The sequence below is a fragment of the Pseudomonas sp. Irchel 3H9 genome (assembly GCF_900187495.1).
GTDB classification, from domain to species: domain Bacteria; phylum Pseudomonadota; class Gammaproteobacteria; order Pseudomonadales; family Pseudomonadaceae; genus Aquipseudomonas; species Aquipseudomonas sivasensis.
In genome coordinates this window covers 237,492-259,741 of sequence record NZ_FYDK01000005.1, presented here as the reverse complement: position 1 = coordinate 259,741, position 22,250 = coordinate 237,492, and the positions used below count along the sequence as shown (strand labels likewise).

Annotated in this window: 25 protein-coding genes; 20 read left to right on the top strand and 5 right to left on the bottom strand. The window is 57.8% G+C overall.

The window, feature by feature from the left end:
- Positions 1-65: 65 nt before the first annotated feature.
- Genes CKW32_RS19910 through CKW32_RS19900 form a run of 3 tightly spaced genes read right to left on the bottom strand, consistent with a single transcriptional unit; the run spans position 66 to position 3,647 of the window.
- Positions 66-644 (bottom strand): cob(I)yrinic acid a,c-diamide adenosyltransferase, encoded by a 579-nt coding sequence (locus CKW32_RS19910; protein ID WP_095185765.1) that lies wholly within the window; start codon positions 642-644, stop codon positions 66-68.
- A gap of 2 nt (positions 645-646) precedes the next feature.
- Positions 647-2,683, bottom strand: a complete 2,037-nt coding sequence (locus tag CKW32_RS19905; RefSeq protein ID WP_032890895.1) for a HAMP domain-containing sensor histidine kinase — start codon at positions 2,681-2,683, stop codon at positions 647-649.
- A gap of 46 nt (positions 2,684-2,729) precedes the next feature.
- Positions 2,730-3,647: a putative 2-dehydropantoate 2-reductase gene (locus CKW32_RS19900; protein WP_032890897.1), complete on the bottom strand. Its 918-nt coding sequence runs from the start codon at positions 3,645-3,647 to the stop codon at positions 2,730-2,732.
- A 123-nt stretch (positions 3,648-3,770) separates the two neighbouring features.
- On the opposite strand from CKW32_RS19900, the gene CKW32_RS19895 reads away from it, so the two are divergent.
- Together CKW32_RS19895 and CKW32_RS19890 are read left to right on the top strand one after the other, a co-directional pair.
- A complete protein-coding gene (locus tag CKW32_RS19895; protein WP_003175814.1) occupies positions 3,771-4,256 on the top strand; it encodes a YajQ family cyclic di-GMP-binding protein in 486 nt (161 codons plus the stop codon).
- 136 nt (positions 4,257-4,392) lie between these two features.
- Positions 4,393-5,232, top strand: coding sequence for a mechanosensitive ion channel family protein (locus tag CKW32_RS19890; RefSeq protein ID WP_032890899.1), 840 nt, complete (start codon positions 4,393-4,395; stop codon positions 5,230-5,232).
- A gap of 267 nt (positions 5,233-5,499) precedes the next feature.
- Here CKW32_RS19890 and CKW32_RS19885 read toward each other — a convergent pair whose 3' ends face one another.
- On the bottom strand, positions 5,500-6,840 hold the full coding sequence (locus CKW32_RS19885; protein ID WP_095185764.1) for an OprD family porin: 1,341 nt from the start codon (positions 6,838-6,840) through the stop codon (positions 5,500-5,502).
- Positions 6,841-7,582: 742 nt separating this feature from the next.
- On the opposite strand from CKW32_RS19885, the gene CKW32_RS19880 reads away from it, so the two are divergent.
- Both CKW32_RS19880 and CKW32_RS19875 read left to right on the top strand, forming a co-directional pair.
- Positions 7,583-8,008: an HIT domain-containing protein gene (locus tag CKW32_RS19880; protein ID WP_032890903.1), complete on the top strand. Its 426-nt coding sequence runs from the start codon at positions 7,583-7,585 to the stop codon at positions 8,006-8,008.
- Positions 8,009-8,011: 3 nt separating this feature from the next.
- Entirely contained in the window at positions 8,012-8,218 is a 207-nt protein-coding gene (locus CKW32_RS19875; RefSeq protein WP_032890904.1) for a SlyX family protein, read from the top strand.
- A gap of 70 nt (positions 8,219-8,288) precedes the next feature.
- Here CKW32_RS19875 and CKW32_RS28735 read toward each other — a convergent pair whose 3' ends face one another.
- A complete protein-coding gene (locus tag CKW32_RS28735; protein ID WP_032890906.1) occupies positions 8,289-8,891 on the bottom strand; it encodes a cold-shock protein in 603 nt (200 codons plus the stop codon).
- A 426-nt stretch (positions 8,892-9,317) separates the two neighbouring features.
- Here CKW32_RS28735 and CKW32_RS19865 point away from each other — a divergent pair, with 426 nt between their 5' ends.
- From CKW32_RS19865 to queE, 16 genes are all read left to right on the top strand, one after another.
- On the top strand, positions 9,318-9,791 hold the full coding sequence (locus CKW32_RS19865; protein ID WP_003193874.1) for a Dps family protein: 474 nt from the start codon (positions 9,318-9,320) through the stop codon (positions 9,789-9,791).
- Between the two features lie 180 nt (positions 9,792-9,971).
- Positions 9,972-10,313, top strand: a complete 342-nt coding sequence (locus CKW32_RS19860; protein WP_095185763.1) for a ribbon-helix-helix domain-containing protein — start codon at positions 9,972-9,974, stop codon at positions 10,311-10,313.
- A 179-nt stretch (positions 10,314-10,492) separates the two neighbouring features.
- Positions 10,493-10,714 (top strand): FmdB family zinc ribbon protein, encoded by a 222-nt coding sequence (locus tag CKW32_RS19855; RefSeq protein WP_010208103.1) that lies wholly within the window; start codon positions 10,493-10,495, stop codon positions 10,712-10,714.
- A 107-nt stretch (positions 10,715-10,821) separates the two neighbouring features.
- A complete protein-coding gene (gene aspS / locus CKW32_RS19850; RefSeq protein ID WP_032890910.1) occupies positions 10,822-12,597 on the top strand; it encodes an aspartate--tRNA ligase in 1,776 nt (591 codons plus the stop codon).
- A gap of 135 nt (positions 12,598-12,732) precedes the next feature.
- A complete protein-coding gene (locus tag CKW32_RS19845) occupies positions 12,733-13,479 on the top strand; it encodes a YebC/PmpR family DNA-binding transcriptional regulator (RefSeq protein WP_032890912.1) in 747 nt (248 codons plus the stop codon).
- A 157-nt stretch (positions 13,480-13,636) separates the two neighbouring features.
- Positions 13,637-14,161, top strand: a complete 525-nt coding sequence (gene ruvC / locus CKW32_RS19840; protein WP_032890913.1) for a crossover junction endodeoxyribonuclease RuvC — start codon at positions 13,637-13,639, stop codon at positions 14,159-14,161.
- A gap of 68 nt (positions 14,162-14,229) precedes the next feature.
- Positions 14,230-14,841, top strand: coding sequence for a Holliday junction branch migration protein RuvA (ruvA, locus tag CKW32_RS19835; RefSeq protein ID WP_071489393.1), 612 nt, complete (start codon positions 14,230-14,232; stop codon positions 14,839-14,841).
- A complete protein-coding gene (gene ruvB, locus CKW32_RS19830) occupies positions 14,842-15,900 on the top strand; it encodes a Holliday junction branch migration DNA helicase RuvB (RefSeq protein ID WP_003175801.1) in 1,059 nt (352 codons plus the stop codon).
- 139 nt (positions 15,901-16,039) lie between these two features.
- Positions 16,040-16,495, top strand: a complete 456-nt coding sequence (gene ybgC / locus CKW32_RS19825) for a tol-pal system-associated acyl-CoA thioesterase (protein WP_032890914.1) — start codon at positions 16,040-16,042, stop codon at positions 16,493-16,495.
- 1 nt (position 16,496) lies between these two features.
- On the top strand, positions 16,497-17,192 hold the full coding sequence (tolQ, locus tag CKW32_RS19820; protein ID WP_032890916.1) for a protein TolQ: 696 nt from the start codon (positions 16,497-16,499) through the stop codon (positions 17,190-17,192).
- Between the two features lie 23 nt (positions 17,193-17,215).
- Positions 17,216-17,668 carry a protein TolR gene (tolR, locus tag CKW32_RS19815; protein WP_160384999.1) on the top strand — a complete coding sequence of 151 codons (453 nt, stop codon included), beginning with the start codon at positions 17,216-17,218 and terminating at the stop codon, positions 17,666-17,668.
- The gene (tolA, locus tag CKW32_RS19810; protein WP_032890917.1) at positions 17,668-18,741 is read left to right on the top strand and encodes a cell envelope integrity protein TolA; all 1,074 of its coding nucleotides are present in this window, start codon (positions 17,668-17,670) and stop codon (positions 18,739-18,741) included. The genes tolR and tolA overlap by 1 nt, the downstream gene beginning before the upstream one ends.
- A gap of 17 nt (positions 18,742-18,758) precedes the next feature.
- On the top strand, positions 18,759-20,039 hold the full coding sequence (gene tolB / locus CKW32_RS19805) for a Tol-Pal system beta propeller repeat protein TolB (protein ID WP_032890919.1): 1,281 nt from the start codon (positions 18,759-18,761) through the stop codon (positions 20,037-20,039).
- A gap of 55 nt (positions 20,040-20,094) precedes the next feature.
- Entirely contained in the window at positions 20,095-20,595 is a 501-nt protein-coding gene (gene pal, locus CKW32_RS19800) for a peptidoglycan-associated lipoprotein Pal (RefSeq protein ID WP_003209827.1), read from the top strand.
- 6 nt (positions 20,596-20,601) lie between these two features.
- The gene (gene ybgF / locus CKW32_RS19795; protein ID WP_032890921.1) at positions 20,602-21,438 is read left to right on the top strand and encodes a tol-pal system protein YbgF; all 837 of its coding nucleotides are present in this window, start codon (positions 20,602-20,604) and stop codon (positions 21,436-21,438) included.
- A gap of 164 nt (positions 21,439-21,602) precedes the next feature.
- Positions 21,603-22,250 carry a 7-carboxy-7-deazaguanine synthase QueE gene (gene queE, locus CKW32_RS19790; RefSeq protein ID WP_095185762.1) on the top strand — a complete coding sequence of 216 codons (648 nt, stop codon included), beginning with the start codon at positions 21,603-21,605 and terminating at the stop codon, positions 22,248-22,250.

Here is a 22,250-nt window from a genome sequence, read left to right as displayed (position 1 = left end):
GGGCCTCATCGGGTGCGACGATTCGACTTGCCCCCGATCAGGCCCTGCGAGTCAGCGAATCATGATCAGTGTGGCTTAGCCGCCGCCTGCCACAAAATCTCCGCAATCCCCTGGCGCCTGGCAATCACCCGCGCCGCCACAAACAGCAAATCCGACAGCCGATTGATATACGCCAACCCCACTCCCTCTAACGGCTCCACCGCGTTGAGGTGCTGACAGCGCCGCTCCGCACTGCGCGCCAGGCTGCGACACACATGGGCCTGGGCGATCAACGCCGAGCCACCGGGCAGGATGAAGTTTTCCAGCGGCCCGACCTCTTCATTCCAGCGATCAATCGCGGCCTCCAGCCGATCCACTTCCGCTGCGTTCAGCGCCTTGTACACCGGCATCGCCAGCTCACCGCCGAGGTCGAATAATCGATGTTGGCATGGGGTCAGTACCTCGATCACATCTTTGAGTTCCGGATGCTTGCCACTCTGCTCTTCCAGGCCCGCCAGTAATAATCCCAGTTGGCTGTTCAGCGAATCGACTTCACCGATGGCCTCAACTCGCGGGTGGTCCTTGGGTACACGGCGACCGTCGCCGAGGCCGGTTTCGCCTGTGTCTCCAGTACGGGTGTAAATCTTCGACAGGCGAAAGCCCATGATCAGTGCTCCAGTTGGGTCAGTTCATTGGGCGGCAGTTGGCTGCCCGCCAAGGGTAAGCGCAGGGTAAAACAGGTGCCTTGACCGAGGGTGGAATGCACCTCCATCTGCCCTTTGTGGTTGTTGGTGACGATGAAGTACGAAACCGAAAGCCCAAGCCCAGTGCCCTGGCCGATCTCTTTGGTGGTGAAGAACGGCTCGAAAGTGCGTTTACGTACGTTCTCACTCATGCCGATACCGTTGTCTTCCACCTGAATCTCTGCCCACGGCGGGTTAAGACGTGTGCGCAGGATGATGCGCCCCGGTTCGCGATCGTCTTCACGTAGATGAATGGCCTGGGCTGCGTTTTTCAGCAGGTTGAGCAGTACTTGTTCCAGCTCGTTGGCAGTGCCGGGCACCGGGCCCAGTTGGGGGTCGAACTGACGAATGATCGCCTGGCCCTTGAAGTCGAAACCGATGGCCAGATCGAAGTCGTTACCGGCAATTTCCACGGCCTGGTCGATCAGCGCCGGCAGGTCGCAAGGCGCCATCTGCCGATTACTGCGGCGGCTGAAACTGAGCATGTGAGTGACGATCTTGGCCGCTCGCGCACCGGCTTGCTGGATGCCATCCAGCAATTGTGGCACCTCACGGCCTTCCAGGTAGCGGTTGATCTTTTCCAGTTCGATACCTGCCTGCTCGGCGAATTCCAGGTTTTTGGGTAGGTCGGACGACAGCCGGCGCCGGATGTTCTGCACGTTATGCAGGATCGCCCCCAGCGGATTGTTGATCTCGTGAGCCATACCGGCGGCAAGCCCACCGACCGAGAGCATTTTTTCCGACTGCACCATCATTTCTTCCAGGGACAGACGCTGAGTGATGTCGTCGATACGGATCACCACGCCTCGCCCGGCACCGCCCATCAGCGGGTAGAAGGTCAGGGCGTAATGCTTGGGTTCATCATCCTTGATCCAGGTGACACGCTCGATGCGTTCTACCGTGTGCTGCTCCACCGTAGCCTTGATCTGCGGCAGGTACGGCTTGAGCGGTTGAAAAGCGAGGTAGATCGGCTGATTCAGCGCTTCATCCAGGCGCGTACCGGAAAGCGCGCTGGCTTCCTGGTTCCACTGGGTGACGTAGAGTTGTTCGTCCAGGGCGATCAACGCCGAGGGCATCGAGTCGATGATGCTGTTCAGGTAGTTTTGAAAACCGGTGAGTTTTTTCTCGATCTTGCTGCGAACCTGGACTTCCAGCTCCAACTTTCGGTTGGTATGGCGTGTTTCTTCGGCCAAGCCTTGGGCTTGGTCATAAGCGGCCTGGGAGTCGTCCCTTGCGCGCTTGAGCTGCTGTTCGCGAGCTTCGATACGCGAGAGCATAGTGTTGAAAGCTTCGGCCAGGCTGCCGATTTCATCGCGGTTACCACGGCCGGCGCGCAGGGCGTAGTTCTCTTCGCGGGTTACTTGGCGCGACAGTTCTTCCAATTCGTGGATCGGCCGGGTAATCAGGCGCTTGATCTGCCGGGCGATGATCAGCCATAGCAGCACACTGAAAATCAGGATACCCAGGCTGGCCGTCAGCGTGCCGGTGTAGAAGGCCACCGGCAGTTCGCTGCTGGCCACCAGCAGCAAATGCCCGGAAGGCTGGCCTGCCCGGGGCAGGGTGATGATCTGGTTACTGCGAAACTCGGTAACACGCCACGCCTCGATATGCCGATAGTTGTCCGGCAAGTGCAGGCGATCACCGTGTTGCATCTGCGCCAGCCGGTTGCCTTCGCCGTCATACAGGGCGGCGGCGCGTAATGGCGAATAGCTGGTCAGCTCACTGAGCAGGGCATCGGCTTGGGCGGGGGATTCGAGTGCTTCGGCGGCGAGGCCCGGGTTGGATACCAGGCGACCGATGGCCTGCAACGCCTGAGGTGCCATGCTTTCCTGGGAAATCCAGTACGCAGCGCTGATAAAGGTCAGGTTGGCCACCAGCAATACGGTGGTCAACAACACCAACAGGGCGGCCAGCAGTTTCTGCCCAACCGGTAGATTTTCGAGGCGCTGGCGCAGCGGCATCAGGGTTATCCCAGGTGATAGACAGGCGGGCAGGGTAGCGCGTGGTTCAGTCGCGGGGCAATCCGCGTGCAACTAACTGATCAATCAAACGCACCTGCAACTGCTGCAAATGCGGCAGGTTCAATTGGTGGCGTGCGGCCGCCTGGCAAGCATAGCCCAACAGGTAACTGATTTCGGTGCGGCGGGCGTTGGCGACGTCCTGGTACATGGAGGAGTAGTTAGCGGCTGTGGCGTGGATCACCCGTTCCACTTCGTGTTGCAGGTCCAGCGCGGCGTCGGGTTGGCCGCAACATTCCAGCAGCTCACCGAGTTCAGCGCACAGGGTTGCCACTTCACATTGATGGGTTTGCAGTTCGCCGTTGCGGCACTGGTAAAGCACGGTCAGCGGGTTGATCGCGCAATTGAGCGCGAGCTTGCGCCATAGCCTCGTAAGAATGTCGGTGCTCCATTCGTGGGGGATGCCGGCGGCGTGAAGGTCGTTCAGCCACAGCGGTGGGGCAGGGTGGGCTGCATCCCCCAGCCAGGTGTAGCCGTGGCCTGCAAACACCACGCGCCAATCGCCGTCGCGAAACGCGCCTTCGGTGCTGGAGGCGAAGATGCAGCGTGCTTGGGGGAACTGAGCAACCACTGCGTCCTGGCTGCCAAGGCCGTTTTGCAAAAGGACCAGCTCGGCGTGTGGCGACAGGCGATGCTGCAAATGTGCGACGGCGCTCTGGGCGTCGTAGGCTTTGCACGCAACCAGCAGGCGATGAATCGGCTCGGGGTTGTCAGGCGTTTCGCCAATCACCGGATAAGTCTTTTCTATACCGTGTTCGACCAACGTCAGCCCCTTACCGGCCTGATAGCTGGCAAGGCGCGCCTTATCGCGCAGAATCATCCTCACGGGCAGGCCGGCGCGAGCCAAGCGCGTGGCCCAGAGTGTGCCCAGGCTGCCGGCGCCGAGAATATGCCAGGTGGTCGACATCAGTTTGTGCTCCGTAGGGTCGCCTGCGGTGAACGGGGCGAAAGAACCGCTATAATGCCCCGGCATTTTAGCTCGGGCGCGCTCCATCTCTACTGAACCCGCCCCTTATATTGGAGAAATCACATGCCTTCGTTCGACGTGGTATCTGAACTGGACAAACACGAAGTCACCAACGCCGTCGAGAACGCCGTCAAGGAGCTGGACCGTCGCTATGACCTGAAGGGCAAGGGCAGCTTCGAGTTCAAGGAAAAGGAACTGACCGTCAACCTGACCGCTGAAGCCGATTTCCAGCTGGAAGCGATGATCGAGATCCTCAAGCTGTCGTTGGTCAAGCGCAAGATCGATGCACAGTGCCTTGAAATCAAGGACGCCTACGCTTCCGGCAAGCTGATGAAGCAGGAAGCAGTGTTAAAGGAAGGCATCGACAAGGAGCTGGCGAAGAAGATCGTCGCCCATATCAAGGACGCCAAGCTGAAAGTCCAGGCGGCCATCCAGGGTGAGCAGGTTCGCGTCACTGGCAAGAAACGTGATGACCTGCAAGAGGCCATCGCTGCCCTGCGCGCCAAAACCTTCGACATGCCGCTGCAGTTCAATAACTTCCGCGACTGATGGCATTTTGGGGAACCAGCGGGCGATTTTGACGTCCCACGCCCCATAACCTGTGCCTGCACTTGAGCCCTACGGGGCTCATTTGCGTTTTTAGGCCGTCAATAAAGCCGCACATCCGCCAAACAGGAGACGATAGATGGATTTCAATGCTGAAGTGGATCACCTGATCAAGACCTCACAGTCGTGGATCCCGATGATCATGGAATACGGCAGCCGAGTACTACTGGCAGTGATCACCCTGGCCATTGGCTGGTGGCTGATCAACGTATTGACCCACCGTGTAGGTCGCTTGCTGGCTCTGCGTAACGCGGACCTGGCACTGCAACACTTCATCACCAGCCTGGCGAACATTGCGCTGAAGGTCATGCTGATTGTCAGCGTGGCCTCGATGATCGGCGTGGCGACTACCTCGTTCGTGGCGGCCATCGGTGCCGCGACCCTGGCCATTGGCTTGGCATTGCAGGGCAGCCTGGCCAACTTCGCCGGTGGCGTGCTGATTCTGTTGTTCCGCCCATTCCGCATTGGTGACTGGATCGAAGCCCAAGGCACCTCGGGCACTGTCGACAGCATCCAGATCTTCCACACCGTGCTGCGCACTGGCGACAACAAGACCGTGATCGTACCTAACGGCATCCTGTCCAACGGCATCATCACCAACACCAACCGTCAGCCGACCCGCAAGGTGGTGTTTGATGTGGGCGTGGATTATGACGCCGACCTGCAAAAAGCCCGTGACGTGCTTCTGGAACTGTCAAAAGATCCCCGTGTACTGACTGATCCTGCAGCGGTTGCGGTGGTCTCGACCTTGGGCGATAGCTCCATCACGGTTTCCCTGCGTTGCTGGACCAAAACCCCGGATTATTGGGATGTAGTCTTCATGCTCAATGAACTGGCGCGTGATCGTTTAAAGGCGGCGGGGATTGATATTCCGTTTCCGCAACGGGTTATTCGTGTGGTTCAGGAAGCGGCTGTGTAATCAGTTGCTTTATTAACTTGGCCGCTTGGTCAGCTATTGCTGTTAAAGACAAGGGGCTTCATGCCCCTTGTTTTTTGTCACTCCCCTTTGGCAACTATCAAGTTTTAATCGACGCCGAGTAACACAACTAGTAAGCCTAGGTTTCTTAGTTAGCTTGCTATGTAAAATTGAAGCGCTTTTTGTAGGTCATAAAAAAACCGGCGACCTGATTAAGGGCGCCGGTTTTTATTAGCGTTACGCGTTAGCGCAATCAGCTGACCACTGAAATTACAAGATGCTCAGTGGGTATTCTACGATCACACGGGTGTCGACCAGGTTGTCGTAGTTGGTCGCGCGGTAATCGCTGTTGGTGCCGCTGTAGATTGCGTTACGAACGCGGAAGGACAGACCTTTGGCCGGGCCTTCTTGCAGTACGTACTTGGCTTCCACGTCCCACTCGTGCTCTTTACCATCGCTGGAATCTGCAACGGTAACGTTGCTACCGCGAGTGTAACGGGTCATGAAGCTCAGACCTGGCACGCCGAACGAGGCCATGTTCAGGTCGTAGCGAGCCTGCCAGGACTTCTCGTCTTCGCCAACGAAGTCGGAGATTTGCACGGAGTTGGCCAGGTAAACGGTACCGCCACCGTCGACACCGTAGTTGTAACCGGTTTTACCAGAGGACTGCTGGTAAGCCAGGGTGAACTTGTGTGCGTCGATGCTATACGCAGCTGCCAGGCTCCAGACGCGGTTGTCCAGGTCGCCGTTCAGCTTTTTGCCGTCGTCCTTGCTGCGGTAGCCGTTGAAGTCGAAACTCAACGATTGCTTGTCGCTCAGTGGCAGGGTGTAGAAGACGTTGACGTACTGCTTCTTCCAGTAGTCTTCAACATCGGAGGCGTGGAACGCGAAAATGAAGTTCTCAAGGCCCGAGTAGGTAAAGCCAGCGATATTCGCTGCACTCAGCCCTGGGTTTTGCTTGCCGGTAACACGGCTGCGACCGTTGATGCTGTCACGGCCCATGCCGGTTTGCGCGCTCAGTGCGGTGAAGCGGCCAGCGGTCAATTCCAGACCTTTGATCTCGTTGCTGGTGATCAAGGTGCCGGTGGCGACTTCAGGCAGCAGACGGCCGTCGTCGGTAGTGAAAACCGGGCTGGATACGAACTGGTTACCATATTTCAGCACGGTGTCGGAGATGCGGAGTTTCGCTGCCCCAGCCACTTTGGACTGAGTGGATTCTGGCTCGCCAGCGCCATTGGTTGCGAACAGACCGTTACCGGCACGGCCCGCACCGCCATCAAGCTTATAGCTGCCCATGCCCATGAGATCGACGCCGAAGCCGACGGTGCCTTGGGTGTAGCCGGATTGGTAGGTGAGCAACTCGCTGATACCGGTGTCCTGACGGTAGCCGCTGACTTTGTCGTCGGTGCCGGTGGTGTAGGTACCGTTACCACGACGCACGTTACCCACGCCGTCCTTGTAGTCACGGTTCATGTACATTGCACGGGTTTTCGCGGTCAGGGTGCTATCTTCGATAAAGCCCTTTGCGTCGTCCTGAGAGGACGCGATTGCGAACTGCGAGGTGCCTGCAGAAACAGCCAGGGCGATCATGCTCCACTTCATCACGCGCATCGTGATTTGCTCCTTTGGTTTTCGGAAGAGTACTGCCGTCCCACCTGTATTTTTATCTGGGCGGCTCTTTCTTTTTTGTGTCGGCGCAAAGTTATATCACGCAGACTCTAATGACGATACTTACCAAACTTTCCTTTCAGCTTCTTTACGAGGCTGTCGTAAATTGCTAGCTCCATGTCGCAAATTCACAGTCCTGAATGTTACGGGACTGACAACTTCAATGCTGTTTTCAGACCTCTTTCGAAGTTTGAAACCTTCCGTGGGGCGCATCGAAACGCTGCTGTTCTTTTATCGCGAAACACCTGCTTCCAAACGGGTGTCGTTGCCGACGATGTGAGTGTGAATGCAACAAGCGCGCCCAAACCGGTAACCGAATGTCATTTTTTCGTGAAAAGCGTGGTGGGCGTGTAAAAACCTCATAAGTACGGGGTTTTTACGCCGTTTTGTTTGGGCTTGACGTGCATGGGTTACGCCTGTTCGGTGGTACTAAAACACTGTGCCAGAGAAAAACGTTACCGGTTCACCCTACAAGTGGGTAGTCGGCGGATCCCTTTGATGCACAAGTGGGTCATTTTGGTGCGCCCTTGAAAGGCCCGGATTAGCGTAGCTCAAATATTTGCCTGCCTCTTAAGAGTGCAGGTTTTTATCGGTTTGCGTTACGTTGCTGCCATTCGCCGTGAAGCTTGGCGCGTTCAAAGGTATGCTGGCGCCTGAAACTGACCTGCCGAACGGAGTGCCCGTGGTGTTCGCCTTAGATCAACGTTTGCAACAAGACACACTGGTCATCGGGGACTTCCCGCTGTGCCGCCTGCTGCTGTCCAATGATTCGAACTACCCCTGGTTCATCCTGGTGCCGCGTATCAACGGTATCAGCGAAGTGTTTCAGCTGGATGTCGCAGATCAACATACCCTGTGGCAAGAGACCACTGCCTTGGCGCAGTGGCTGAATGAAGGGTTGGCCGCCGACAAGATGAACATTGGCGCGCTGGGCAACGTCGTGAGCCAATTGCATGTGCATGTGATCGTACGCAAGCGTGATGACGCTGCCTGGCCTGCTCCAGTGTGGGGCAAGCATCCGGCCCAGCCGTACACTGAAGAGCAACTGGTCGCCATTCGTTCGCGTCTGCGCGAGCTGCTGCCCGCCGACTTTATCTTTACCCAGGGCTGAACCATGGATCTGCAAGACCGCGTCACTGAACTGGAAAGCCGCCTGGCCTTCCAGGACGACACCATCGAAACCCTGAATGACATCCTGGTCACCCAGCAGCGGGCCGTCGAACGGCTGCAGTTGCAGATGACCGCGCTGCTTAAGCGCCAGGAAGAAATGGGCGGGCAATTCGAGTCATCTGAAGAAGAAGCGCCGCCGCCTCACTACTGATCGACAGGCAATAAAAAAAACCGCGACCCAGCCAGGCTGGATCGCGGTTTTTTTGCTGCGACGGCTGGAATCAGCGACGCGGCAATGCAGCGATCACGTCTTCGGCTTGTAGGCCTTTGTCGCGATTCATCACGGAAAACTCCACGCGCTGGCCTTCAACCAGAACACGATGGCCTTCGCCGCGAATGGCCCGGAAGTGGACGAAGATATCGTCGCCCGAATCACGGGAAATAAAGCCGAAGCCTTTGGATGTGTTGAACCACTTGACGGTACCGGTATCCCGATTGGTCATGTCGTAGTTTTGCGACGCGGCCGCGGGGGACGAGCGGTAGAAGCTGATAGCCAGGTGAAGAGCGATGGCGACCACAGCAATTACCAGGCTGAGCAGGATGGCCGGATGGCCGCCGACTTCAGGCATGGGTGCCAGGAGGGTGAGGGTTTGTACGACAACGGTCAGTACCAGCAGCGCGCTGACCAGGTTTTGCAGTTGATGGCGCGTGCCTTTGTTCCAGTAAGGGATTACTGGGGCGAGCGTCAGGTTAAGAAGGCCGAACAAGGCCAGGTACAAAGCGTCATGTTGTTGCAGGTAGGGCAGGCTTTCAGGCTGCAGGCTCGGGATAAAGGACAGCAGCAACGCTGCAACGCCCGTTAGCAGGTGGACGATTTTCAACATTTTGATTAACTCACGTTAAGACGGATCACAAGGAAGAGCTGACTGGCACGGTTCGCTTCTGAACAATGGGAGGCGTTGGGCACGTGCACGGGTATCAGCCTATGCCGCTCGCCGTGAAAAAACGGCGGCGACACGCTGCCTATTTAACAGCAAAGGCTGTGCCTACTCAAATCAAGCATTTTCGTGCTTTGCAGGGTGCGGGGCATTTCTGCGTGAAACGCTGGTCCTAGACAGGTGCGGGTGTTTTTTGGGCGTTTGGCGGGAATTTTCCTGCGTGGCTCAAATGACTTGGTTGCCGCCGAAGAGGGCGTAAAGCGCAGGACCATTTGCCGCACCGTGTCCTTGGCGGGCTGCGCGTCAGCAGCACTCTTGCTACAGTGGTCCTGCACCTGATCAATGAATGCTTGTCAATTGAAGGGGATAAACATGGCAATCGATATCGGTATCAGTGAAGAAGATCGTAAATCCATCGTCGATGGGCTATCACGACTGCTTTCCGATACCTATGTACTGTACCTGAAGACCCACAACTTCCATTGGAACGTCACGGGCCCCATGTTTCGGACGCTGCACTTGATGTTCGAAGAGCAGTACAACGAGCTGGCGCTGGCGGTTGACTCTATTGCCGAGCGTATCCGTGCCCTGGGTTTTCCGGCGCCGGGCGCCTATTCGATCTATGCCCGTCTGTCTTCCATCAAGGAAGAAGAGGGCGTACCCAGCGCAGAAGAGATGATCAAGCAGTTGGTGGCGGGCCAGGAAGCTGTCACACGAACCGCGCGGGGTATTTTCCCGTTGCTTGATAAAGTCAGCGATGAGCCGACTGCGGACCTGTTGACCCAGCGTATGCAGGTTCACGAGAAAACCGCGTGGATGCTGCGCTCTCTTCTCGAAAATCAGTAGTCGTTGACCCGGAGTGGCGCCATCGCGGCGCCACTTGCTTGTTTCCATGCATTTCCTAGCGTTGTCCTACGCCTTTCAACGTCCCGTCTTCTGGCTGCCTGCCTCGTCCTGCTGTTTTATAGGGTCACTGCCCAATGGGAGGACCCGTGGGCTGCTGTTTGGCAATGGAGTGTCAGGTGTATGTCACGTGGAGTGGATATTGGAGTAATGGAAACCGGTGGTTTTCATAAGATAAACGTCGACCCCTTCGCCAAGGGGTTCGATATGGGGCTGGCCAAGCCAATGTCCCGATCGGTACGGCTCAATGGGTTTTCCACTTGTCTGCGGCTCGAGCAGATCTATTGGAACATTCTCACGGAAATAGCCAGGATCAATGCCTGCTCTGTCAGTGCGCTGCTGTCATATGTCGATCGGGAAGTGCACTTGCGGTATGGAGGTGTGAAGAACTTCAGTGGCTTGGTCAGGGTTGTGTGCGTGGTTCATCTATTAAAAGGCCGTGTTGCCTCGCCAAACCCTGAGTGATCGGTCGGCTTTGGGGCCGGTCCGCCGTCGAAGTGGACCAGGCTCCGGGCAGAAAGCCGGCTGCGCTGCCTCGATTTACCAGATATAATCTCGCGCTTTGCTGCTGCCGGGGCTTTCTCCCTCTGCTCTACTCCAAGAGCGGGCGCGGCACAGTAACGATCGATCGCCGAGACATCGCCATGCCCATGTACGACTATCAATGTGCTTCCTGTGGACATCAGTTGGAAGCCATCCAGAAGATCAGCGCCGCGCCGTTGGTCGATTGCCCGGCCTGCCAGGCACCCGAGCTCAAGAAGATGTTGTCCATGCCAGGCTTCCGCCTGAGCGGCAGCGGCTGGTACGAGACCGATTTCAAGACCGGCTCGAAGAAGAATCTGGCCGGCGGCGACAAAGCAGACTGAGTTGAACTCCACGCGCAGGCTACTGCATTATCCGTCCCCTGCTTAACTGTGCGGTGACGAGGCAAGCCTCCACCGAATTTCGAATTACGAGAAGTGAAACCACGACCATGATGCGCAGCCACTATTGCGGCCAACTGAACGAGACCCTGGAAGGTCAGGAAATTACCCTTTGCGGATGGGTTCACCGTCGCCGCGACCACGGCGGGGTGATCTTCCTCGATATCCGTGATCGTGATGGTCTGGCCCAAGTGGTATTTGACCCGGACCGCGCCGAGAGCTTCGCCGCCGCTGACCGTGTGCGCAGCGAATACGTCGTGAAGATCACCGGCAAGGTTCGCCTGCGTCCGGCCGGTGCCGTGAACGCGAACATGGCGTCCGGTGCAATCGAAGTGCTGGGTTATGAGCTGGAAGTGCTGAACGAGTCGGAAACTCCGCCGTTTCCACTGAATGAATATTCCGACGTCGGCGAAGAAACCCGCCTGCGCTACCGCTTCCTCGACCTGCGTCGTCCGGAAATGGCCGAAAAGCTGCGTTTGCGTTCGCGCATGACCACCAGCATCCGCCGCTTCCTCGACGAAAACGGCTTCCTTGACGTAGAAACGCCAATCCTGACCCGGGCCACCCCGGAAGGCGCGCGTGACTACCTGGTGCCTAGCCGTACCCACGCCGGTTCGTTCTTCGCTCTGCCGCAATCGCCGCAGTTGTTCAAGCAACTGCTGATGGTGGCCGGCTTCGACCGTTACTACCAGATCGCCAAGTGCTTCCGCGACGAAGACCTGCGCGCCGACCGCCAGCCGGAATTCACCCAGATCGACATCGAGACCAGTTTCCTCGATGAAAAAGAGATCATGGGCCTGACCGAGCAGATGATCCGCAACCTGTTCAAGGAAGTGCTGGACCTGGAATTCGGCGAATTCCCGCACATGACCTTCGAAGAAGCCATGCGCCGCTACGGCTCCGACAAGCCAGACTTGCGTAACCCGTTGGAACTGGTGGACGTTGCCGACCAACTGAAAGAAGTTGATTTCAAAGTTTTCAGCGGCCCGGCCAACGACCCTAAATGCCGCATCGCGGCCCTGCGCGTGCCTGGCGGCGCGAGCATGCCGCGCAAGCAGATCGACGACTACACCAAGTTTGTCGGCATCTACGGTGCCAAGGGCCTGGCGTACATCAAGGTCAACGAGCGCGCCAACGGTGTTGACGGTCTGCAATCGCCGATCGTGAAAAACATTCCGCTGGACAACCTCAACGCGATTCTGGATCGCGTTGGCGCGGTCGACGGCGACATCGTGTTCTTCGGTGCAGACAAAGCCAAGATCGTCAGCGAAGCCTTGGGCGCGCTGCGCATCAAGCTGGGCCACGACCTGGACCTGCTGACTTGCAAGTGGGCACCGATGTGGGTTGTCGACTTCCCGATGTTCGAAGAGAACGACGACGGCAGCTTCAGCGCCTTGCACCATCCGTTCACCGCGCCGAAGTGCTCGCCTGAGGAATTGGAAGCCAACCCGGCTGGCGCACTGTCCCGTGCCTACGACATGGTGCTCAACGGCACCGAACTGGGTGGCGGTTCGATCCGTATCCATCGCAAAGAGATGCAACAAGCGGTATTCCGCCTGTTGGGCATCAACGAAGCGGAGCAGGAAGAGAAGTTCGGCTTCCTTCTCGACGCCCTGAAGTACGGCGCGCCGCCTCACGGTGGCCTGGCGTTCGGTCTCGACCGTCTGGTGATGCTGATGACCGGTGCCCAGTCGATCCGTGAAGTGATCGCCTTCCCGAAAACCCAGAGTGCTGCGGACGTCATGACCCAGGCTCCGGGTGTGGTGGATGCCAAGGCGCTGCGCGAACTGCACATCCGTCTGCGCGAGACGCCAAAGGCTGAGTAAGGCTGCTGCGTGAAAGCGCTATAGGGTTTTACGCAGTCAAAAAGGCGCATCTTCGGATGCGCCTTTGCGTTAAAGAGCTGTATCCCGCCTGGGGCGGGGTTGATCAAGGTTTCTAGAGAATTTCGGAGTTGTGTTATGGCTGGCCATTCCAAGTGGGCGAACATCAAGCACCGCAAAGAGCGTCAGGATGCCAAGAAAGGCAAGATTTTCACCAAGTGGATTCGCGAACTGACCGTCGCTGCCCGTCAAGGCGGTGGTGATCCGGGCTCCAACCCGCGTCTGCGCCTGGCACTGGACAAAGCGCTCGGCGCCAACATGAGCCGCGACATTATCGACCGCGCTGTGGCCCGTGGTGCCGGCGCTGCCGATACCGACGACATGGTTGAGCTGACCTACGAAGGCTATGGCCCAGGCGGCGTGGCGGTGATGGTCGAGTGCATGACCGATAACCGCAACCGCACTGCCGCAGCTGTGCGTCACGCATTCAGCAAGTGTGGCGGCAACCTCGGGACTGACGGTTCGGTGGCCTATCTGTTCGAGCGCAAGGGCCAGATTTCCTTTGCGCCTGGCACGGATGAAGATGCGCTGATGGAAGCCGCGATGGAAGCGGATGCCGACGACGTGGTGACCAACGAAGACGGTTCCATCGATGTATTCACCTCGTTTGCCAGCTTCTATGCCGTGCGCAACGCCCTAGAAGCTGCTGGTTTCAAAGGCACCGACGCGGAAATCGTGATGCTGCCGACCACCAGCGCCGAGTTGGACTTGGATGGCGCGCAGAAGGTGCTGAAGCTGCTGGATATGCTGGAAGACCTGGATGATGTGCAAAACGTGTATTCCAACGCCGATATTCCGGAATCCGTGGCCGAACAGCTAGGCTGAGGAATGACGTAGATCCAAATGTGGGAGGGGGCTTGCTCCCGATGGCGGTCGTCCAGTTAGACATAAGCTGACTGACACACTGCTATCGGGAGCAAGCCCCCTCCCACATTGGAACTACGGTGTATCAAAAAATGTGTTTATCCAACCTGCAGGCGTTATGACTTTAATCCTAGGTATCGACCCCGGTTCGCGCATCACCGGCTTTGGTGTGGTGCAACACACCCCGCGCGGCTGCGTCTATGTCGCCTCGGGCTGCATCCGCACCGGCGCGGGCGAGTTAGCCGAGCGCCTGCAGATTGTTTATCGCGGCGTGCGCGAAGTGATCCAGACCTACGGGCCGGTGACCATGGGCATCGAAAAGGTATTCATGGCAAAAAACGCTGACTCGGCGTTGAAGCTCGGCCAGGCCCGTGGCGCTGCCATCGTCGCCGGCGCCGAAGAGAGCCTGGAAATCGCGGAATACACTGCTACTCAGGTCAAGCAGGCCGTGGTCGGCACCGGCGCCGCTAATAAAGAGCAGGTTCAGATGATGGTCATGCACATGCTCAAGCTCACCTCAAAACCGCAGATTGATGCCTCTGACGCCCTGGCTATTGCCATTTGCCATGCACACACTCGTTCCAGCCTGCTGCCCCACGGGTTGGGCACAGCACGCAGTCGTGGCGGGCGGCTGCGTCTCTGATAGCATCAGCGCAATCGAAATTTGCGGTCAGGCCTCGATCTGACCCCCACGCTTTAAGGATTTGAACCGTGATTGGACGCTTGCGCGGCACCCTGGCTGAGAAACAGCCGCCGCATCTGATTCTGGATGTAAACGGGTTGGGGTATGAACTCGAAGTGCCCATGACCACACTCTATCGCCTACCGTCGGTCGGTGAGCCGATAACGCTGCACACCCATTTGGTGGTGCGCGAAGACGCGCAATTACTCTATGGTTTCATCGGCAAGCGTGACCGAGACTTTTTTCGCGAACTGATTCGCCTCAATGGCGTAGGGCCGAAACTGGCGCTGGCCTTGATGTCGAGCCTGGAAGTAGACGAGTTGGTGCGTGCCGTTTCGGCCCAGGACACCTCGGCTTTGACCAAGGTACCGGGTGTGGGCAAGAAAACCGCCGAGCGCCTGTTGGTCGAGCTCAAAGACCGCTTCAAGGCCTGGGAGGTTGTGCCGAGCATGTTCGCCCTGGTGCCGAACCAACCGGATATGCCGGCGAGCCAAGTAGCGAGCGCCGAAAGCGATGCGGTCAGCGCGCTTATCTCTCTGGGCTATAAGCCGCAGGAGGCAAGCAAGGCGGTGTCGGCTATTAAAGACAAGAACCTGAGCAGCGAAGACATGATCCGCCGAGCCCTGAAGGGAATGATTTAAGTGATTGAAGCTGATCGTCTGATTGCGGCCACTGGCCCGCGCGACCGTGAAGAAGTTCAGGACCGGGCCATCCGCCCCCTGAGCCTGGCCGACTACATCGGCCAGCCCACCGTGCGTGAGCAAATGGAGTTGTTTATCCAGGCCGCGCGCGGGCGCAGTGAATCCCTGGATCACACATTGATTTTCGGTCCGCCGGGGCTGGGTAAAACCACCCTGGCCAATATCATTGCGCAGGAAATGGGGGTGTCGATCAAATCCACCTCCGGCCCGGTGTTGGAGCGTCCGGGTGATCTTGCGGCGCTGCTCACCAACCTTGAACCTCACGACGTACTGTTTATCGACGAGATTCACCGGTTGTCGCCCATCGTTGAGGAAGTGCTGTACCCGGCGATGGAGGACTTTCAGCTCGACATCATGATCGGCGAAGGTCCGGCGGCGCGCTCGATCAAGCTCGACCTGCCACCGTTCACCCTGGTGGGGGCGACGACTCGTGCGGGCATGCTCACCAACCCATTGCGAGACCGTTTCGGCATTGTTCAACGTCTTGAGTTCTATAGCACGGCGGATCTGGCGACCATCGTCAGCCGTTCGGCGAGCATACTTGGCTTGCCCCTGGACCCGGAAGGCGCGTTTGAGATTGCGCGTCGTGCACGTGGCACGCCACGGATCGCCAACCGATTGCTGCGTCGTGTGCGCGATTTTGCTGAAGTGCGGGCCAAGGGGCATATCACCAAGGCAGTGGCTGACTTGGCGCTGAACTTGCTGGACGTGGACGAGCATGGTTTCGATCACCAGGATCGACGTCTACTCTTGACCATGATCGAGAAATTCGACGGCGGCCCGGTGGGCGTTGACAGCCTGGCTGCGGCCATCAGTGAAGAGCGGCACACCATTGAGGATGTTCTTGAGCCGTACCTGATTCAGCAGGGCTACATCATGCGTACGCCAAGGGGGCGGGTGGTGACGCGTCACGCTTATCTGCACTTTGGGTTAAACATTCCGTCACGATTGGGTGAGATGCCCGTGGTAGACGAATTCCTCGATGCAGTGGACGATTAAAAGCTTGATGGGAGTCGATTTATTCGATGTTTGTGCTGTCCCAGTGTCTGGCGTCGTCATTCAGTCACTGCAAATGTTTCAAAGAATGAAAAAACAGTTGCCCAGCCGGATTGGCAACCTCAGGAGTAAGCACTAGAGTATGCGCGCGCAAAACGGGGATCAGTCGTTCGCACATCGCTGTCGCGTTTATTACGAGGACACCGATGCCGGCGGCATCGTTTATTACGTCAATTACCTCAAGTTCATGGAGCGGGCTCGAACCGAGCGGCTACGGGAGCTGGGCTTTGCCCAATCCCAGCTGGCAGGGGAGGACCTGTTATTCGTCGTGCACTCCAGCGAGGCGCGTTACCACGCGCCGGCGCGACTGGACGACGAGCTTCTGGTTAGCGCTGAAGTAATCGAATTGAACCGTGCCAGCCTGCGTTTCAAGCAGCAGGTCAGGCGGGCAACGGATGCAACGCTGCTCTGTGAGGGGCAGTTCCTGGTGGCGTGTGTACGCACCAACAGTTTGAAACCTCGGGCCATTCCCGAAACTCTACGTGCGGCCTTTGCCGCCGTGAGCGGCGCGGGTAAACAATCAAAGCAGGAGATTTAGCGTGGAACCTACCGTCGTCGACCATTCCTCCATGTGGAGCCTGGTCAGCAATGCCAGTGTTGTGGTTCAACTGGTGATGCTGATCCTGGTAGCCGCATCGGTTACCTCTTGGGTCATGATTTTTCAGCGCAGCAACCTGCTGCGTGCCGGTCGACGTGCCCTGGAGAGCTTTGAAGAGCGCTTCTGGTCGGGTATCGACCTGTCCAAGCTCTACCGCCAGGCCGGCAGCAACCCGGACCCGGATTCGGGTGTGGAGCAAATCTTCCGTGCCGGCTTCAAGGAATTCTCGCGTCTGCGTCAGCAGCCGGGTGTTGATCCGGAAGCAGTGATGGAAGGTGTGGCTCGTGCCATGCGCGTCGCCATCTCCCGTGAAGAAGAGAAGCTGGAGCAGAGCCTGCCGTTTCTCGCCACTGTTGGTTCCGTCAGCCCGTACATCGGCCTGTTCGGTACCGTGTGGGGGATCATGAACTCCTTCCGAGGCCTGGCCCAGGCCCAGCAAGCTACCCTGGCCACAGTGGCCCCAGGTATTGCCGAAGCTCTGATCGCTACCGCGATCGGCCTGTTCGCCGCTATCCCCGCTGTTATCGCCTACAACCGTTTTGCCGCGCGCGGCGAGAACCTGATTGGCCGTTACTACACCTTCGCCGATGAATTCCAGGCGATCCTGCACCGTAAAGTGCACACCAGCGAAGAATAAGCAGGTACTCCCCGATGGCTTTAATCACTCGAGCTCGAACCAAGCGCAAGCCGGTCGCCGAGATGAACGTAGTGCCTTACATCGACGTGATGCTGGTGCTGCTGGTGATCTTCATGGTGACCGCGCCGATGCTCAACCAGGGTGTGAAGGTTGATCTGCCCAAGGTTTCCAGCGAAGCCTTGCCTCAGGACAACAATACCCAGGTCTTGACCATCTCGATCAAGGCTGACAAGACCTATTATTGGAACCTTGGCAGCGAAGTCGACACCCAGAAGCAGCAGGACAAGGCTCTGACCCTGCCGGCGATGACTGATGCTGTGACCAAGATCATTCGCTCCGGCAACGAAGGCGGCAAGCACACCCAGGTCTTCATTCGCGGCGACAAGTCGGTCGACTACGGCTCCGTCATGGGCGCCATGGGCGGGCTGCAGAAGGCCGGCGTCGGTAACGTTGGCTTGATTACCGAGGCGCCCTGATGCAGCAACAGCGAGAGCCGTCCGCCTCGGAAAGCTACTTCTGGCCTAGCGTCTGGGCAATTGCCCTGCACGTCCTGGTGTTTGGCATGTTGTTCGTCAGCTTTGCCATGACCCCGGACTTGCCGCCAGCCAAGCCGATCGTGCAGGCGACCCTGTATCAGCTGAAATCGAAAAGTCAGGCCACCACCCAGACCAATCAGAAGATTGCGGGTGAGGCCCAGAAGTCGGCTGCGCGCCAGACTGAAGTCGAACAGATGGAACAGAAGAAGGTCGAGCAGGAAGCGGTGAAGGCTGCTGCGGAACAAAAGAAAGAAGAGGCGGCTCAAAAGGCCGAGGAATCGAAAAAGGCTGACGAAGCGAAGAAGGCCGACGAGGCGAAAAAGGCTGATGAAGCCAAGAAGTCCGAGAAAGCTGCCGAAGCTAAAAAGGCTGAAGAGAAACAATTGGCTGATATAGCCAAGAAGAAATCTGAAGAAGAAGCGAAAAAAGCTGCCGAAGAAGAGGCCAAGAAAAAGGCCGCTGAAGAGGCCAAGAAAAAGATAGTCGAAGACGCGAAGAAGAAAGCCGCCGAAGACGCCAAGAAAAAAGCTGAAGCAGACGAGGCGAAGAAGAAGATCGCCGACGACGCGAAGAAGAAAGCTGCCGCCGACGCCACCAAGAAAAAGGCCCAGGAAGCAGCGCGTAAATCCGCCGAAGAGAAAAAGGCCCAGGCCTTGGCAGATTTGCTCTCCGACACGCCGCAGCGTCAGCAAGCCTTGGCCGATGAGCGTGGTGATGAAGTCGCGGGCAGTTTCGACGACCTGATTCGGGCACGGGCAGCAGAAGGCTGGACACGTCCACCTTCGGCGCGCAAAGGCATGACAGTAGTGCTGCAGATCGGCATGTTGCCGGACGGTACGGTGACTTCGGTCAGCGTGGCCAAGTCCAGTGGTGATGGTTCGTTCGACAGTTCGGCGGTTGCCGCAGTCAAGAACATTGGCCGGTTGACCGAGATGCAGGGAATGAAACCAAGCGACTTCGCTCCCTATCGTTCATTCAAGATGACATTCACACCTGAGGATCTAGCCTTGTGAGAAACCTTCTTCGAGGAATGCTTGTCGTTATTTGCTGTATGGCAGGGATAGCGGCGGCGGATGAAAAGAACATCCTGGTAACCAGCGGTAGCGACCGGGCCACCCCGATCGCTGTTGTACCGTTCGGTTGGCAGGGCGGCAGTGTGCTGCCGGACGACATGGCCCAGATCGTCAGCGACGACCTGCGCAACTCCGGTTACTACGCGCCGATTCCGAAAGGCAACATGATCAGCCAGCCCAACCAGGCCAGCGAAGTCGTGTTCCGTGACTGGAAAGCCGTTGGCGCCCAGTACCTGATGGTCGGCAACATCGTGCCGGCCGGCGGTCGCCTGCAAATCCAATACACCTTGTTCAACGTGGCCACCGAGCAACAGGTCCTGACCGGCAGCGTTTCGGGCACCACCGAACAACTGCGGGACATGGCCCACTACATCTCGGACCAGTCGTTTGAAAAACTCACCGGTATCAAAGGGGCGTTCTCGACACGCCTGCTTTACGTAACGGCTGAGCGTTTCTCTGTAGATAACACTCGCTACACTCTGCAGCGCTCGGACTACGACGGCGCACGTGCCGTGACGTTGCTGCAATCGCGTGAGCCAATCCTGTCGCCGCGCTTTGCGCCGGACGGCAAGCGCATTGCCTACGTGTCGTTCGAACAGAAGCGTCCGCGCATTTTCGTCCAGCACATCGATACTGGTCGTCGTGAGCAGATCACCAACTTCGAAGGCCTCAACGGCGCGCCAGCCTGGTCGCCGGATGGTTCGCGCCTGGCATTCGTGCTGTCTAAAGACGGCAACCCGGATATCTACGTGATGAACATGGCTTCGCGCCAGATCAATCGTGTTACCAGTGGCCCGGGTATCAATACTGAACCGTTCTGGGGCAAGGATGGTTCGACCATCTATTTCACCTCTGACCGGGGCGGCAAGCCACAAATCTACAAATCGAGCATTAGTGGTGGCGGAGCGGAACGAGTGACCTTTATTGGTAACTACAACGCTAACCCTAAGCTTTCGGCTGATGAAAAGACGTTGGTGATGATTCACCGTCAGGATGGCTTCACTAATTTCCGGGTTGCGGCCCAGGATTTGCAGCGTGGAACCGTAAAAATCCTCACAGATACCAACCTTGATGAGTCAGCTACTGTTGCGCCCAACGGCACCATGGTAATCTACGCCACCCGCCAGCAGGGCCGGGGAGTCTTGATGCTCGTGTCCATTAATGGACGCGTGAGGCTCCCGCTTCCTACCGCTCAAGGCGAAGTCAGAGAACCGTCCTGGTCCCCTTACCTGAACTGACGCGGCGCTACAAAAAGAAGTACTTAACACACTGGGGTTCATTAGGAGTTTCACGATGGAAATGCTGAAGTTTGGTAAGTTTGCTGCTCTGGCTCTGGCTCTGTCCGTAGCCGTTGGTTGCTCGTCTAAAGGCGGCGACAATGCCGGTGAAGGCGCAGCTGTTGATCCAAACGCTGGTTACGGCGCTAACACTGGTGCAGTTGACGGCTCCCTGAGCGAAGAAGCTGCTCTGCGCGCTATCACCACTTTCTACTTCGAATACGACAGTTCGGACCTGAAACCAGAAGCCATGCGCGCTCTGGACGTTCACGCGAAGGACCTGAAAGCTAACGGCGCTCGCGTTGTTCTGGAAGGTAACACCGACGAACGTGGTACTCGTGAGTACAACATGGCACTGGGCGAGCGTCGTGCGAAAGCCGTTCAGCGCTACCTGGTACTGCAAGGTGTTGCTCCAGGCCAACTGGAACTGGTTTCCTACGGTAAAGAGCGTCCAGTTGCTACTGGCCACGACGAGCAGTCCTGGGCTCAAAACCGTCGCGTCGAACTGCGTAAGTAATTCGTCATGCGAACGTGCCGTCGTGCTCTAACTGTATTGGCTCTCAGCTTCGCACCGCTTGCGGTGTGGGCTGCGGTTCCTGTGGAAGATAGCAACTCTGGCTATAACAATAGCGGGAGCAGCTATCCGCCAGCAGGTTATGGCACGAACGGCGCCTATGCTGGGGGGGCGGCTACGTCCGCCCCTTCGGCACAGGGCGAACTGTTCAACCAGCTGCAACGCATGCAGGATCAATTGGCGCAGCAACAAGGCACCATTGAAGTTCTGCAGAATGAAGTGCGTCAGCTGAAGCAAGAAGGCCTGGAGCGTTACCAGGATCTTGATCGACGCATAGGAGCCGGCGTTACACCTGCCGCTACTCCTGATAATTCTTCTGCCGGTGGCGCGCCAAGCGCCGCTGCCGGTGGTGCAGCAGTAGGGGCCGCGGCCGCGAGCCAAGCCCCTGCCGCCAGCAGTGAACCGGGTGATCCTGCGAAGGAAAAGCTGTATTACGATGCAGCCTTCGACCTGATCAAAGCCAAGGATTTCGATAAGGCCAGCCAGGCGTTTACCGCCTTCCTGCGCAAATACCCAAACAGCCAGTACGCGGGCAACGCCCAGTACTGGTTGGGCGAGGTGAACCTGGCAAAGGGTGATTTGCAGGGGGCGGGCCAGGCATTTGCCAAGGTCAGCCAGCTGTACCCCAAGCACGCCAAGGTGCCGGATTCGCTGTACAAACTCGCTGACGTAGAGCGCCGCCTGGGTCATACCGACAAGGTCAAAGGCATTCTGCAGCAGGTCGTTGCCCAATATCCGGGCACTTCTGCTGCACAGTTGGCTCAACGGGATCTGCAACGCTTGTAAGCGATGCTGCCCGTTTAGAAGAAACCCGCGCCTGGCGCGGGTTTTTTCGTTAGAATCCACGCCCTTTTATGACACCCGCTTCCTGGGGCCTACGCGTTGGCGGGGTTCCTTGAAGTGCCTGACGGAGGCGGACAGCCTGTTTAGCTGTTACGCCCGTGGCGACTATGCAAGACACATTACGCATCACCGAAGTTTTTTACTCGTTACAGGGTGAAACGCGCACCGCCGGCCTGCCCACAGTATTTGTGCGCCTGACCGGCTGCCCGTTACGTTGCCAATACTGTGACAGCGCCTATGCCTTCAGTGGCGGCACCGTTCGAACCCTTGAAGACATTCTGGAGCAGGTTGCCGGCTACCGGCCGCGTTACGTCTGTGTGACAGGCGGCGAGCCCCTGGCCCAGCCCAACGCCATTCCTTTGCTCAAGCAGTTGTGTGATGCCGGTTACGAAGTCTCCCTGGAAACCAGCGGTGCTTTGGATATCTCCGCGGTAGACCCGCGTGTGAGCCGAGTGCTAGACCTCAAAACCCCAGGCTCCAAGGAAGCGCACCGCAACCTTTACGAGAACATCGAACTGCTGACGCCCAACGATCAGGTCAAGTTTGTCATCTGTTCTCGTGAGGATTACGACTGGGCTAACTCCAAGTTGATCCAGTACGGCCTCGAACGCCGTGCCGGTGAAGTGCTGTTCTCCCCCAGCCACCATGACCTGAACGCACGCGATCTGGCCGACTGGGTGGTTGCCGATAACTTGCCCGTACGCCTGCAATTGCAGCTGCATAAATACCTGTGGAACGACGAGCCGGGGCGCTGA